General features: G+C 43.3%; 16 protein-coding genes. 1 reads left to right on the top strand and 15 read right to left on the bottom strand.

Annotated features, from left to right (window positions below):
• Positions 1-2: 2 nt before the first annotated feature.
• The 8 genes from ICW03_RS01660 to ICW03_RS01625 are packed head-to-tail and all read right to left on the bottom strand — an operon-like array spanning position 3 to position 7777.
• Complete coding sequence (locus tag ICW03_RS01660) at positions 3-701, bottom strand: cytidylyltransferase domain-containing protein (protein WP_215348403.1); 699 nt, start codon at positions 699-701, stop codon at positions 3-5.
• Entirely contained in the window at positions 698-1750 is a 1053-nt protein-coding gene (locus tag ICW03_RS01655) for a nucleotidyltransferase family protein (RefSeq protein WP_215348402.1), read from the bottom strand. The genes ICW03_RS01660 and ICW03_RS01655 overlap by 4 nt, the downstream gene beginning before the upstream one ends.
• 9 nt (positions 1751-1759) lie before the next feature.
• On the bottom strand, positions 1760-2935 hold the full coding sequence (gene neuC, locus ICW03_RS01650) for a UDP-N-acetylglucosamine 2-epimerase (protein WP_215348401.1): 1176 nt from the start codon (positions 2933-2935) through the stop codon (positions 1760-1762).
• Positions 2932-3939 (bottom strand): N-acetylneuraminate synthase, encoded by a 1008-nt coding sequence (neuB, locus tag ICW03_RS01645; protein WP_215348400.1) that lies wholly within the window; start codon positions 3937-3939, stop codon positions 2932-2934. Before neuB ends, neuC begins: the two co-directional genes overlap by 4 nt.
• Entirely contained in the window at positions 3936-4562 is a 627-nt protein-coding gene (locus ICW03_RS01640; protein WP_215348399.1) for an acetyltransferase, read from the bottom strand. Before ICW03_RS01640 ends, neuB begins: the two co-directional genes overlap by 4 nt.
• Complete coding sequence (locus ICW03_RS01635; RefSeq protein ID WP_215348398.1) at positions 4559-5587, bottom strand: NAD-dependent 4,6-dehydratase LegB; 1029 nt, start codon at positions 5585-5587, stop codon at positions 4559-4561. The genes ICW03_RS01640 and ICW03_RS01635 overlap by 4 nt, the downstream gene beginning before the upstream one ends.
• A gap of 16 nt (positions 5588-5603) precedes the next feature.
• Complete coding sequence (locus ICW03_RS01630; RefSeq protein WP_215348397.1) at positions 5604-7385, bottom strand: ABC transporter ATP-binding protein; 1782 nt, start codon at positions 7383-7385, stop codon at positions 5604-5606.
• Complete coding sequence (locus ICW03_RS01625; RefSeq protein WP_215348396.1) at positions 7382-7777, bottom strand: MarR family EPS-associated transcriptional regulator; 396 nt, start codon at positions 7775-7777, stop codon at positions 7382-7384. The genes ICW03_RS01630 and ICW03_RS01625 overlap by 4 nt, the downstream gene beginning before the upstream one ends.
• Before the next feature lie 202 nt (positions 7778-7979).
• Here ICW03_RS01625 and ICW03_RS11645 point away from each other — a divergent pair, with 202 nt between their 5' ends.
• Positions 7980-8114, top strand: a complete 135-nt coding sequence (locus tag ICW03_RS11645; RefSeq protein WP_256441447.1) for a hypothetical protein — start codon at positions 7980-7982, stop codon at positions 8112-8114.
• Between the two features lie 67 nt (positions 8115-8181).
• Here ICW03_RS11645 and ICW03_RS01620 read toward each other — a convergent pair whose 3' ends face one another.
• The 7 genes from ICW03_RS01620 to ICW03_RS01590 form a co-directional block, all read right to left on the bottom strand.
• Positions 8182-8490, bottom strand: a complete 309-nt coding sequence (locus ICW03_RS01620; RefSeq protein ID WP_215348395.1) for a high-potential iron-sulfur protein — start codon at positions 8488-8490, stop codon at positions 8182-8184.
• 111 nt (positions 8491-8601) lie between these two features.
• The gene (locus tag ICW03_RS01615) at positions 8602-11130 is read right to left on the bottom strand and encodes a glycosyltransferase family 1 protein (RefSeq protein ID WP_215348394.1); all 2529 of its coding nucleotides are present in this window, start codon (positions 11128-11130) and stop codon (positions 8602-8604) included.
• A 2-nt stretch (positions 11131-11132) separates the two neighbouring features.
• Positions 11133-11318 carry a hypothetical protein gene (locus tag ICW03_RS01610; protein WP_215348393.1) on the bottom strand — a complete coding sequence of 62 codons (186 nt, stop codon included), beginning with the start codon at positions 11316-11318 and terminating at the stop codon, positions 11133-11135.
• A 5-nt stretch (positions 11319-11323) separates the two neighbouring features.
• Complete coding sequence (locus tag ICW03_RS01605) at positions 11324-12214, bottom strand: bifunctional 2-polyprenyl-6-hydroxyphenol methylase/3-demethylubiquinol 3-O-methyltransferase UbiG (protein ID WP_215348392.1); 891 nt, start codon at positions 12212-12214, stop codon at positions 11324-11326.
• Positions 12211-13431 carry an ABC transporter ATP-binding protein gene (locus ICW03_RS01600; protein ID WP_215348391.1) on the bottom strand — a complete coding sequence of 407 codons (1221 nt, stop codon included), beginning with the start codon at positions 13429-13431 and terminating at the stop codon, positions 12211-12213. Before ICW03_RS01600 ends, ICW03_RS01605 begins: the two co-directional genes overlap by 4 nt.
• A complete protein-coding gene (locus ICW03_RS01595) occupies positions 13431-14222 on the bottom strand; it encodes an ABC transporter permease (RefSeq protein WP_215348390.1) in 792 nt (263 codons plus the stop codon). The genes ICW03_RS01600 and ICW03_RS01595 overlap by 1 nt, the downstream gene beginning before the upstream one ends.
• Positions 14223-14266: 44 nt before the next feature.
• A complete protein-coding gene (locus ICW03_RS01590) occupies positions 14267-14971 on the bottom strand; it encodes an HPP family protein (protein WP_215348389.1) in 705 nt (234 codons plus the stop codon).
• Positions 14972-14975 lie beyond the last annotated feature (4 nt).

Genomic DNA, 14975 nt, shown 5'->3' with positions numbered 1-14975 from the left:
TTTTAAACTTTACCCTTTGAATTGGCTACTATTTTTGCCAAATGAAAATCTAATTCAGTATCTATATCGATAGCTTCCGCTTCTGACTCAGCAACTAAAGGAGTCACTTCACCACCACCCATAAAGCTTTTGGTTGCGCGTAACAACACAGGAGATATCAAATAAAAGGCACCGCTGATTTGATATGCAAGTGGCAGCTCTTGTGAGCGCTTTGCGAAATCTACACCATCAATAAAAGGAATTAACTTCTTATCGGTAATTTTTAAAGTCCAATGCGGGTGTGTTTTTGCATTAACAACGCCTATCACCGGCAAAAGAGGGTTTTTATCGAATAACGCAATGCCTTTTTGCATCATCTCCTTATTGCGAAACGGAGAGGTTGGCTGTAATAAAAGTACTCCATCAATAAAGCCATTTTCTGACTCATACCAATCCACCGCATGAATCGCAGAATCAACAGAAGAAGATTCATCGGTAGCTAAATGAGCTGGCCGCAACCAAGGAACCAATGCCCCACACTCACGAGAAACGCTTGCAATACCTTGATCATCAGTTGACACCAACACATCACTGATCTGATTTAATTCTTTAGCAGCATCAATTGACCACTGAATTAAAGGTTTTCCACCCAGCGGAAGTAAATTCTTCCCAGGTAAGCGTTTAGAGCCCCCGCGCGCCAAGATCAGAGCGAGTATTTTCAAGAGCGCAATCCCTCTGAAGATCTAGCTTTTGCAAGGTCATCTGGTCTACCAACATCCAACCAAGGCTCGTGCATAGGATATGCCACTGTGCGTTGAGTCTTCTCTTGCAGACGCTCAAAAAGAGTAGGCATGTCACAACGAGCATCCTTCTGCAATTGAGCCAGCGAATCAGGTTCGATAACGTATACGCCAGCATTTACATGTGAACGCGCAATTGGCTTTTCTTCGAAGCCAATAATCTCAACTCCATTAATTTCAACCACACCAAATGGGTGCTGCCATTCATGTACGCGCACTGCCATCGTTGCAGCAGCTTGATGGCGTAAATGAAAATCCAATATTTCTCCATAGCGAATATCTGTAATGACATCGCCGTTTGTCACTACAAATGGATATTTAGGCAAAGGATCCAAAAGACTAAGAGCCCCAGCAGTACCAAGAGGGGCTTTTTCACGCAAATAATCAATGCGCACACCAAACCTACCCCCATCACCAAAATACTCTTCAATCATGTGACCCAAATGATGAATGGCAAGAATGAAATGACTAAACCCTTCAGATTTTGCACGCTCAATAATGTGCTCGAGCATTGGTTTGCCTTGAATGAGCAGCATTGGCTTTGGGCAGCTCTCAGTGTGAGGCAGCAATCTCGTACCCATACCACCAGCCATAATGACCATAGAATTAGGGCGGGCTTGCACACTTGCAACCTCATCCCAAATGTGAAGTCCAACAATTTTTCCGTCATCATCAACTACGGGTATTTGCTGCACCTTATTTGCCGTCATCATGCTTAATACAGTGACCCGAGTCATTCCAGCAGGCACCACCAATGCATTCTGGTGAACAATTGACTGAATAGGGCTGCTAAGCGTTAACCCCTTAAGCAAGCCTCTGCGAATATCGCCATCTGAAAGCGTTCCCTGAAGATGGCCATCTGAATCACTAATCAATACGATTTTGATGGCTGTTTGATTTAGGTTCCGAATAACCTCTTCAATTGTCGAAGAAATGGGGAGGATGGATTTCTGCCAAAACAAGTCGCTCATAACACTCTCTTAAGAATGGATTATCTTTTTGGATAGGTTATAGAAAGGCTTCTTGATAAGCCCCTGTAAATCCGCAGATTCAAGTACTTCCACAATTTTTTCAACAGCCCCGCCATCACCATATGGATTAAGTGCTTCTTGAAGACTTTGCTGAAAACTTTCTGAGTAAAGCGTGTTAATGGCTTCTGCGATTGAATTCTTATTAGGCAAACAATTAATGACGCTTGCCGACATCAACCTACCTCTTTGGCGATCGCCAATATTGACGGTGCCCTTCTTAAAACTAGGTACCTCAGCGAGTCCACTAGAAGAATTACCCACAACACCATCTACAAACTGCAAACAAGATAGGTACCTCAGATGACCCAAAGAAGTAAATAAATGGGCATTACTATGTGTGGAGGAAAAATCTGTTAATTGACCCATCAAAACGCGACCATCAGTGTCAGCATTGGGCATGGTAAATATTAATTGCGTGTCTTTCAGTTGCCCCAAAGCCTCAAGCAAAGCATTCATTTGCGTCTGGGCACTCGCGTTTTCCAAGGTAACTGGATGAAAGGTAACTAAAAGATTCTTTTTGCCAAACTGAAAGCCAAGAGATTCCTCTAGCTCAGCCTTATTAAGTAACTTAATACGTTTGATCGCATCAACCCCCAAACCGCCGACCAAGTGAACTTGCTGAGGCTGTTCGCCTAACTGGATAACTCGATCACGATACTCCTCAGCAGCCACGAAATGCAAATGAGACATCTTTGTAATGGAGTGGCGGAATGCCTCATCAATAGCACCCTCTGTTGCCTCGCCCCCATGTAAATGTGCTACAGGAATACGCGCAACCAATGCAGCCGATACTGCGGCAAAAATTTCAAAACGATCACCTAAAACGACCATGATGTCTGGATTGAGCTGTGCCAGTGCGTCAGCAAAGCCAATCATTCCCAAGCCCATTGACTTTGCAATACCAACCCCAGAGTCAGAACTTGTCAACATCTCAATCTTGCGATCAATGATGAAACCATCATTCTCAATCTCGCGATAGGTCATTCCAAACTCAGGAGACAAATGCATTCCGGTTGCAATGATCTGCAGGTTCAATCGAGGGTGCGATTGAACCTCTTTCATTAAGAATCTCAGCAATCCATACTCAGCGCGAGTTCCCGTTACTACGCACACATTTCGTTTCATAAGTCTATCAATTCATCAATTTTGAAACTACGTTTAGCAGGCATGCCAATTAGCTCCTTAAATCGCATGGGCGAAATCCCATTGCCAGGCCGCTTTGCACATAAATTATCTAAGGAAAATAATTCACCCTTTTGTATAGGTTTGGCAGCAACCAAGGACTTTCTAGCAATTTCAATATTTTTAGCTTCGCTAGGGGTAACCTTTTTGATCCCATCGCCAAGCGATAACTCAATATTACGAATAGAGTTCACCATTAATAACAGCTCATCTGGCTCCAGACTAGCTTTGTGATCTGGTCCAGGTAATTCGCGGTCAAGCGTAAAGTGCTTTTCAATTACTGTGGCACCCAAGGCAGCTGCAGCAATCGCCACCTCAATTCCGTTGGTGTGATCAGAGTAACCCACTTTTACGCCAAACTCCTTGCCAATAGCTTGCATAGCCAATAAATTGACCTCCGATATCGGCGCAGGATATTCAGTCGTGCAGTGGAGAACGGTAATCCTATCTCTTGATTGACCGGCACTCTCCAGAACTTCGAGTGCCTGAGCAATCTGATTCATCGTTGACATACCAGTAGACAGAATTACCTCGCAACCTAAGGCGCCTATTTGCGCTAGAAATGGTCCATTGGTAATTTCACCTGAGGGTACCTTAAATTGAGTCTGCCCTAATTGATGCAAAAAATGAATGCTTTCTGAATCAAATCCTGTTGATAAGAATTGAATATTGTTCGCTTTGCAATGGGCGATAAGCTCATAGTGCATTTCAGGAGAAAGTTCTAGACGCTTTAACATTTCAAACTGGCTCTCACTGCCATCAGTTGAAAGTTTTTGATAGTCAGCTTTTTGCGCATCCTCGGTAACCAAACTTCTTGCATTAAATGTTTGGAATTTAACGATATCAGCACCCGATTGGGCTGCAGCTTCAATCAATTTTTTAGCAAGGAGCATATCCCCATTATGGTTAACGCCTGCCTCAGCGATGATAAGAACATGTTTTCTCAAGATTTGACCCCAGCAAGAATAGAACCATCCTGAAGATTGTGGCGAACTATTTGCCCCATTCCTATTAGACAATTTTTACCTATGGAGACTCCCTCTTTGATTACAGAGCCGCTTCCAACAAAAGATCCCGCGCCTACACTGGCGCCACCATTAACAATCACACCGGTCGATATATGACAATGGTTGCCAACTTTTGCATCATGCTCAATCAGCGCCTTTGAATTAATGATGCAGTTCTCGCCCACAATAGCACCAGCATTAATTAGCGCATCATGCATAACGATTGTTCCGCTATTAACAATGGCATGATCTGATACATAGGCTCTGCTTGAAATAATCACAGGAAAAGCAAAGCCATATCCAAGTAATTTTTCATACAGTTCAATTCGAACCTTTGGTGACTTAATTTGGCCAACGGCAATCAGAGCATTCCGATGTAACTGAGAAAACTTTTCAAGATCCTTATCTGTGCCTATAACTCGACACCCATCAACCGTGGTGCCCAGCTCATCCGGGCCGCCTATTAAACCGGCAATTTCATACGCACTGGCATGGCCAATGACATCTATGCAAGCGCGCGCATGCCCGCCTGCACCAACCAGAATTAGGCCTGCATTGTTCATAGGTTGTAAATATCCGCCTTATACAACTTGAGGTTTTCAGATTTTGTGAACCAGTTTGCAGTTTCTTGCAAACCGCGCTTAAAACCATCGCGCCCTCCATAGGCTGGCTGCCAATTAAAAAGTTTCTTCACTTTCGAGTTATCAGCCCACAGACGCTCGACCTCAGACTTCTCGGGCCGCAATCTAACTTCATCGGTAATGATTTCAACATTCACATTCATGGCCTCAGCAATTAACTTCACCGTATCACCAATCGAAATCTCAAAATTACTACCAAAATTAACAACTTCACCAAGACCTTGATCAGAATTTAAAACTGAAATAAATGCGCTTACCGTATCCATTACAAAATTGAAATCTCGTGTTGGAGAAATTGCACCCAGCTTAATTTCACGCTTTCCATTGGCAATCTGCGTAATGATGGTCGGTATCACGGCACGAGCAGATTGCCGAGGCCCATAAGTATTAAATGGTCTGGCAATTACTACGGGCAACTCGAACGAGGTAAAGAACGAGTTCGCCAACTGATCAGCTCCAATTTTTGTGGCAGAGTAAGGTGATTGACCTTGTAGCGGGTGCTCTTCTGTAATGGGGACGAAACGGGCTGTGCCATACACTTCACTGGTAGAAGTATGAATCACTCTTTTGACACCAAGCTCTTTTGCGGCTTGAAGCACATTTAGCGTGCCCTTGATATTAGTGTCAACATAAGTATCGGGGGAATGATAAGAATATGGGATGGCAATGAGAGCGGCCAAATGGAGAACAGCATCACACCCTCTCATTGCCTCTTTGACGCCATGTGGATCTCGAATATCCCCTGCAAATACCTCGAAATTTCCTCGAACACTTGGATCACAATGATCCAACCACCCCCACGAATTAAATGAGTTGTATAGAACAAATGCGCGCACTTTGTAACCCTGGCGCACTAACTCCTCAGTCAAATGCGAACCGATGAAACCATCAGCCCCAGTAACTAAGATGGTTGAATTGGATGATAGGGGGTTAGATGTACTTGTCATAGAATCGATTTTTTAATTAAACGGGGTTTGCCTGCACAATATCCTGATAACTTCCAGTGCGCGCAATTACGCCATCTGCAAGCTCAATAATTTGGGTGCACTGTCTTAGTGTTGAAATCCGATGGGCGATGATGATGAGCGTCAAATCTTGGTCCAATGCTTCAATAGACTCCATCACTGCAGATTCTGTTTCGTTATCAAGAGCGCTAGTAGCCTCATCAAAAATAATCACATCTGCCTCTTTGTATAGAGCGCGCGCTATTCCAATGCGCTGCCTTTGACCGCCTGATAATCGAGCGCCACGCTCTCCAACCATTGTGTGATACCCATCCGACCAGGTCTCAATAATGGATGCTAGTTGCGCTTTTTCTGCGGCATGGCGTACCTTGACCATATCAATCTCATTCTTCGGCACACCAAATGCAATATTTTCCGCAATAGAGCTATCAGCCAAAAAGATCGACTGAGGAACGTGAGCAATATGCTTTTGCCATGCACGAATGTTGCATGTATTTAAAGCAATCCCATCAATGCTTAGATCTCCAGCTGATGGTGCTAGTAACCCCATCAAAATATCTGTCAATGTACTTTTGCCGCTACCTGTTTTGCCAATTAAACCGAGTCTGGAACCCTTTGCGATCGTTAGCGAAATATTTTTCAGAACAAGATGTGAATTATTACCGTAATAAAAAGAGAGATTACTCAACTTAATGGCTCTCTGAAATGGCAACACCAATGAATCCTCATGATGATTCGTTGGCATAGGCTGGTCCAATAAATCTAGTGAATCCTCTAATGAGGCTTGTCCGCCCTTAACGCTGGACCATGCTCCGTATATTTGCTGTAAAGCTGGCAACATTCTCTGAGCACCCAATGCTAATGCTCCTAGCACTGGGATTGCACTAGAAATTCCTTCTGGTTGAATGGCGAGAAAGTAGGCGAGCACTGAAATGAGCACCATACCCAAAGCTTCAATAGCAAAGCGTGGGGCGCTAATCAAAAACACGCTACTACCCTGCGCGCGCCGCATTGGAATATCAGCATTGAGATAGCTCTGACAGTAAACAGATTGGGTGCCATCGAGCAAAACATCGCGAATGCCCCCTAGCCCCTCTTGTAATGACTTAATCACCTGCGTTGACTGAAGAGCAACCTCACGCCCATCCCTTAATAAACGACCCTTGGTGATCCATGCAATTGCTGTATATATGAGCCCAAATCCCACAAAGGCTGCAATAGCGACCTTGGCACTAATCGAGAGCAATGCCAACAAAATAGCAATTAGGATGATTCCGGAACTCATCATATTTAGCAACATCATGATGGTGCTAATGACATTATTGGTCTTGCTTGCAATGCCATTAATAATCTCACTACTATTGCGAGCGAGATGGACAGAATAAGGTTGGTATAAAGTGCGGCGGTAGATATCAATACTGAGATCCGCTCCAATAGCATAGGTAATTCTTGTGCTGGCCCAAAGCAATGTCAAACGTATGAGCCCAGCCAGCAATGCAAATATTGCGAATATAGCTGCAATAGGAAACAACATTTCCTGAGGAGAGTTAATTCCCAAATAACTAATTAATGGCTGAGCAAGTGCATTTTTGAAAATCACTTCCGGGGAAACAAGCGCAGTTAAAAATGGCAGCACTGCTCCGATACTAATAATTTCAGCAAGAGAAGCCAACAACATAAGCACAAATAAAGACGCGAGTTGACAGCGGCGTCGATGGCTAATGTGCACCCATAGACGCGCAACTAGTTGATTGAGGGGTTGAGGGCTTAATTGAGTCACTTAGCCTGCGCCTCGACCTGCAAGTCCTTCTTCTCCTGCACCGAGGTGCTGGCAGAATTCGCATTTTCTAATTTCAACATCTCTATTTCGGAACGAAGGGATTCATACTCCTCTAGCTTGTGCCTAAGAAAGCTAGTTGTAAGCGCTGCCTTTTGCGCAACGCCTTGTGGCGTTAGTAGATAGGCGTAACCCAATTTATTCTTACTTTTTGCAAAAGATTCAATCTTTACCAGTCCCTTCACTACAAGAGCCTTTAGACAATAGTTTGCCTTTCCAAGGCTGATTCCCAGTACGGCCGCCAACTCACGTTGAGTTAGGTCTGGGTTCTGAGCAATTGCTCTGAGCACCTGAAAGTGAATTTCACTTGAATCCGATTGGTCTACTTCTGGCATGCCACCCTTAAATCTATATTTAGATGACAGTTTATTACATATTGTTCAATTGTTGAACAATGAATTGAAAATTCTAAGTGCTTGAATATGCTACATTATTTGTGAGTAATCACTAACTTAATGGCTTATTTCACGCAGATATGAAGTTTAGGCCAAAATAATAGTTACTTAATACAACAAACCTAAATATAGGGAGATAAAAATGGCAAGTAACCAAAAGATTGATCTTCGCAATTCTGTAACTGAGTGCGCCCAGTCAGTAAAGAAGGAAAATGCTGGAAAGTATTACAACTACGCCATCAAAGACTGTATTAAGTCAACTGCTGCTCAAAAATAATATTTATTGCCCAATAAAAAAGGCTGCCAATTGGCAGCCTTTTTTTCTACATACTGTTACTTGCTAGTTAAGCCTTCTTGGCATAAGCAGAGCACCAGCCTTTACCTGCAACTTGCTTGCCAGCAAACAAAGAGCAGCCGCCTGCAGCAGATCCAGCTTTGCCTTGATAGAGCGCGCAATTGTCACAAACTTGACCGGCAGCGTACTTAGGGAATTTTGCTTTATCTACTTTAGAGGCATCAGCTTTGTATCCCAATGCAGCAGCCTGAGGATCCGTTTCGGCAACCATTGCCTGCGCTTGAGCAGTGTTATTTAATGCTAAGGTTGCAGCACCTGCAGCTGACATAATCATAAATTGACGACGCGTGGTTTTCATATTTACTCCAAGAGGTTGTAGATTCACGATCGATCATAGTGCAGAACGACTTAGTCGACTATTGAGTACTTATCTTATTGATTTATAAGTATTTTTTAATAAGAATAATTCTCAATGCCAATTCTTTTCAAGTCTCTTAATTTCATTCCAGAGCTGCTTGGCTGAATCGCCCCAACTTTGCCAATGCAAGTCAGAGGATTTTGGATGCTGATTGGATCTGTATAAGGCCAACCACTCTAGCACCGCATTAGATAAGTCTTCGGGTGCAAAACCATCAAAGTAATATGCAGCGTTACCGGCTACCTCATTAAAGACCGACAAATTACGCGCAATCATTGGCGTTTGATGTTGTGCAGCTTCTATCAAAGGCAAACCAAAGCCTTCGCCGTATGAGGCAGCAATTAAACAAGTACAAGTTTCGTAAAGCTTCTCAAGAAACTGATCGCTAGCAGAATCTATCCAAAACAGCCGTTTACCAGCTTCGCTATGAGAAATAATTCGCTGGTGCAATTCTTCCACTAACCAACCTTTTTTACCGACTATCACTAAATTGATTTGCTGGTCTTGGCTCCATAGCAACTCAAAAGAATCCAGCACCTGTTGATAGCCCTTGCGAGGTTCCAGTGTACCCACCAATAAAAAACTAGGCCGCTCTTTTAATTGCGCAATGATTGCATCAGCATTTGCTGGCATACCTTGTGTAGGCGAATTACTAATATTGGCGCCCAAGTGAAACCAAGAAGCCTTAAAGTGATCGGCATGAGGAATGGACTCCTGCACAATCCAATTTTCCAACTCATCCGCTACCGCCTTAGAGATCCCAATTGCCGCATCACTTTCGCAAACAACGCGCAACCAATTTTCATGAACTAACTTAACCCCATGCTCACCCGGCCAGAAATGCGGAAATTGAATTGGCAAGAGGTCGTAAACAACAAAGCAAACAAAAACACCATTCCGCCTCATTGCTTTTAAGGTATCGCTTTGAAAGCGTGTCGTGTGATGCTGAAGATCCAAACCTAAAAAGATATCGCCCGAAAATGCCTCTATGACATCATCTACGGCTCCCTTGCTATCTTTGCCTTCAAGCTTCGCAAGAAATTGATTGGCATAACGATATCCACGATTACCCAGCGTTGCATACACTAACTTAACATCATAATTATCGGGAGGAGCTTTTAAAAACTCAGTCAAAATGGATCGCGTAACTCGCTGCACTCCTGTTCCAGCATCGCGCTGAACCAACTCAGAAATATCAATTAATAAATTATTTTTCCTGCCATGCGGGGGAAATGACTGCGCAACAACTTGAGCGCAACACAACATATCGTAGTCACTGGGCTTACGAATATTAATTGCAGCTATTTGATGCAAGGTAGTTTCAATAGATATATCAAACTCAATGGCATTTGGATTGCTATTGAGCAGACCTTGCTGTGCTTTTTCAAATACTTCAATTGCACGCTTAGCAGAAACTTCCCATGAAAACTTCTTGGCTTGAGCATAGCCACACCGAATTAACTCGCTCCGAAAATCACTGTCAATCAGTACACGCTCCAGCTTCCGGGCTAACTCTTCTGGAACATTCGGATTAAACATGCCAGGATGCTCTCCCATTACCTCTGGGATGCTTGTTGTGTTGGAAGCTAGTGTTGGAGCACCAAAGCTCATCGCCTCCAGAGGAGGTAAGCCAAAACCTTCAAAGAAAGAAGGAAAAACAAATACGGCGCAATGTCGATATAAAGCAATTAATTGATCATCGGAAACATAACCCGTCACGATTATTTGCTTATTTCCGCCAAGCCCGAATCCCTTAATATGTTTATGCAACTCAATATTGTGCCCAGAAAGGACTAGCTGGTGGCTAATACGAATATCTTCCGGAAGCTTTTTATATGCGTCTATCAAGCCGGCAATATTTTTGCGAGGATCGCCACCACCGGTATACAAGATGAATGGCTTAGTGATACCCAATTTCTCTAGAGTGCGTTGACTGGCGCCGTCACCTTTGGCCAAATTCTCAGAAGAAAGATCGCTCGCCGCAGAAATATTGACCACATTTTCCGGCCTTACACCTAAAAACTCTACCGCCTGCTGACAAGAGAACTCGGAAATACCCAGCAGCAGATTTGCATTTTTTAATTGCTCAATTCGTCTGAAATAAAAATCTTTGAAGCGTGGCTCCGGATCTAAATATTTCCTAGGATCTAAAAGTGGAATGAGGTCATAAAACATAATGCTAACCGGCACACCAATATCATTAAAGCCCTCAACACTAGTCACCGCGTTATCCCGATAACCCTCAAACAAACTTGAGATATGAATCAAATCAGGTTTGAGTTTGGCAATGAAAGCCTTGCGAATGATTTGATTAACTTGTGTCCGCCAAGCATTGCGTGCATGACCCTCCGACGCTGGAATAACTGGCTGCCATACGCATATATGATCTTGCGGCAAGATTCCATAGAAGGCATCACGAATAGCGTCAATGGATTCCCCAAAGGCACCATTCAGAACGAGAAAAAATTCATGCTGAGGAGCTTGCTCTATCAGCGCCTTAGTAAAAGAAACTGTATAGCGCCCAATACCGCGAAAGCGGCTGTCGCTTTGTGCGCCCTGTAAATCAATAACGATGCGCATACTTAATGCATATCCTGATTGTGCAAATTTTGTAGATCGAAGTAAATCTTCTGAGCTCTAGGACTTAATGCATCCATATCCAGTGTTTTAACCCTTCTGCGCATCAAGGCAAACACTTGCTCATACAAGCCTAACTTGCGAATAATCAAAATAATATAAGCACGTAGGCGCTGCTTAATTGCATTCATAGATATTATTTTTTAAAAAATGGGGCGAAGAGCTTCTTTAGAAAACGTAAAGGGGCCTCTAGTCGAGTGACTCGTCTTTGCTGATCTTGCAATAATGCATAAGCCTGGGCTAACTGCATATCAAAGCGATCAACCATTGCCTCTAAAGAAGAAACATTATTTACATGAACGGCATCCAATAACATTCTCATCGCATCAGAGTTACCAGCCTTTTGCCCAATTACCGCATAGTCCCTGCTTACCCCCGAAAGAAGAACGTTCTGAAGAGACACGTGACTACCCGCATCAACAGAAACATCAGGATTTAGGCCAATTTGTACCGATCTTGAAAAACCAACAAATTCCATCAAAAAAGTCAGTAATTTGGATGGTAACGGAGTGCTATGCGTTGGATCCAAATGAAAAGTTGAGCTGGCAACATGAATGTTTTCAGAATTAGGGGTTTCCAAAATCAAAAGGCCACCGGGAGATAAGACGCGATAAGCCTCTTTGCACAAGGCAATTAATTGATTAAACGGCAAATGTTCAGCAATGTGAAAACCAGTAATCATCTGCAAGCTACCATCGGGGCGCTCTCTTAACGCCCCTAAAGCATCCTGATGCTTTACATTCAATTTATGCTGCCTACAACTCGCTAGCATTGCCTCATCTAAATCAACCCCGGAGGCATTGATACCTTCTTTTTTTAAAAGCTCTAGCCACTCACCTCTCCCACATCCAAGATCAAGTGCATTAAGCTCTGGATAAGAGGCTTTTAAAGATTGCGCATATGGAAGATATGCGGTCTGGCGGAGCTGTATAGATTCAGTCGAACCACGATACTTATTTTCAAAAGCCAAGTAAAAGTCTTGGTCATCCGGGGAATGTGACTGCACTGAGTCTGGATTCGTATTCATCGTGTAATTTTTAATGCTGGATTTAGCCAAGAACTACCTATGAACTCAGGATACTGCATGTTCACAACCGAGAAAATCACCGCAAGCTCCCGCCACTCATAGTTATTAGCAATATGATTGCTAGCGCTATGCAAGGCAACAGCCGCCGAATAGCTTCCGACCCCTAAATTTGCTGGGAATGTCATTGCAATGGCGAGATTCTCGCCGCTTCTCAAGTCATACAACACTTGATTTAAATGATGGGTGTTTGTGCCAAAGATATCTTGACCGAGACGATCCTTGATCAATAAACCCACGACTAACTCTGGAATATCGCTATTAATCTGAATGTTGACTTCCAGTTCAACCGATTGTCCAACGCCGATCACCTCAACAGAATTGCCTTGTGCATCTAATAGGCGGACTCCTTGAATAGAGGCTTCACCAGTACCCGAAACTACCTGCGTCTGTCCGGAGCTTGTTTGATTGAATTCAATTTCGTGACGACCTTTATCTGCTAACAAGGCGTTGTAGTAGTTCATGATGTCTTCGGGCTTACCTTCATGCACAAGGTGGCCACCGTTAATCAAAATTGCACGATCGCATATTGACTGTATTGCCGCTTTATCATGGCTAACAATTAATAAAGTGGTTCCCAGTGCTCGATATTGCCTGATACGTTCAAAGCTTTTGTGCTGAAAATAAGCATCGCCTACCGATAAGGCCTCATCAACCACTAGAACATCTGGTCGGAATGCTGTGGCAACACTAAAAGCAAGCCGCATTTGCATGCCACTACTATAAACACGTACTGGCTGATCGATGTACTCCCCTATTTCCGCAAACTCTAAGATCTCCGGCATTACTTGACGCATTTCTTCGGCGGTATGACCCAACAACTGTCCGGCCATCAACGCATTTTCTCGACCAGTAAAGTCTGGGTGAAAGCCCATACCAAGCTCAAGTAATGCGGCCAATTTTCCGAATACTTGAATCTCACCTAAGGTAGGCTGAATAGTACCCGCTATCATTTTTAATAAAGTACTTTTGCCAGCGCCATTAATGCCAATGATGCCCATTGCCTCACCCGGCTTGAGCGTGAAGTTAATATCCTGCAGCACCCAATGCAAATGATGGCGAGACCGATGACCTGGCGTAACCCACTCAGCCAGTCGAGACCACCGACTTGCGTATTGCTTGTAGGCCTTACCTAAACCGGAGACGATCAGCGAATTCATTAGAGTTCGTCCATCATGTCACCAATATGGCGGCTAAATAAAATTGCAGCAATAGTGCAGACCATTACTGCAATGCTTAGCGGATAAAGAAGGGCAGTCCAATTGGGCCACGCTTGACCGGCAATTGCGTGCTGAAAACCAGTAATAACAGGCTCCATAGGGTTGTATGCAATCCAAGTCTGCACCCAATCAGGGAGAATTGATTTTAGATAGACGATAGGCGTCAACCAAAACCAAAACTGTAGAAAAATATTAAAAAATTGGCCAACATCCCTAAAGAAGACGTTCAGAACCCCCAAAGATATACCGACGCCAATTGCAAAAGAAATCAGAATGATCAGTAGTGGGAATACTGCTAAATAGCTGATTCCTGGAAAATTTCCTGATACCAATAGAAAAATAGTAAAGAGGCCAAAAATAATCAAAAAATTTAATCCAGCATTTAGTATTACGATGATAGGCAAACATACTCTCGGAAAATTGATTTTTTTTAGTAGATTTGCATTATCAATAAAAGTATTGGTAGCACGGGTACTGATTTCACTAAACAATCCCCAGGCCAAAATACCTGAGCATAAATAGATGCTGTAAGTCAGAGAATTTGTTGACCCTGGAAATTTGGCTTGCATTACTTGCGAAAAAATTAAGGTATATACCAAAATCATCGAGAGGGGCTGCAAAACAATCCACAGAATACCTAAAAGTGAATTTTGGTATTTAAACTGGAAGTCCCGCTTAACGCTGCCAAGAATAAATCCGCGGTAATTCCATATGGATTGAATTAATTTCATAACGCCTAATTTTAACCTCGGAAACCCCAAGTATCTGAGCTGTCCTACTTTTCCTTCGGCTTGCTGGCTAATTTGATAATTTTGACTAATTCAGCGTGATCCACATCCAAAACCTCATGATATTCATCTAAGATTGCATTTAATCTTGCGTTTAGCTCTGCATTTTTATCTACTTCTGACTTTGCAATAGGGGTCACCTCAATGGATGGCTTTGTCGGATACGGCTTGCCGGTAAATGAGTTGTAAAGAGCAGCCACAGCACACAAAATAACTGAATCTATCATTACAGGAAAAAAAGCATAGCGATAGCTTAGAGTGTGCCCCATCACTGCAATCAAAGCGACTGCGGCTGCTGGCGGATGCAAGCAGCGCAATAAAAACATTCCTAAGATAGCTGTTGATGCTGCAACCGGCAAAGCGAGCACGGGGTTATCAAATAAATGATTACAGGTAACTCCCACGATGGCAGACAAGACATTTCCACCAATTACCGCCCATGGTTGAGCCATGGGACTGGATGGCAATACAAAAATGAGTAGAGAGCTTGCGCCAAGCGAAGCCATAAACCACTCATCAACCCCAACAAATCCGCCTACAAACTGTCCAAATAAAACGGTACATAGCAACCCAAGAAATGCCCCGAACGATGACCTGAATCTCTCAACCCAAGAAACCCGGGACTGATCTTGACCAAAATATCGAAACCATTTAACCAGAGTCTCGCCTACGGTAGGATTTTTATTATTCATTAAT

It is taken from the genome of Polynucleobacter sp. MWH-Aus1W21 (genome assembly GCF_018687275.1).
Taxonomy (GTDB): domain Bacteria; phylum Pseudomonadota; class Gammaproteobacteria; order Burkholderiales; family Burkholderiaceae; genus Polynucleobacter.
This window is presented reverse-complemented; position numbering and strand designations above follow the sequence as displayed.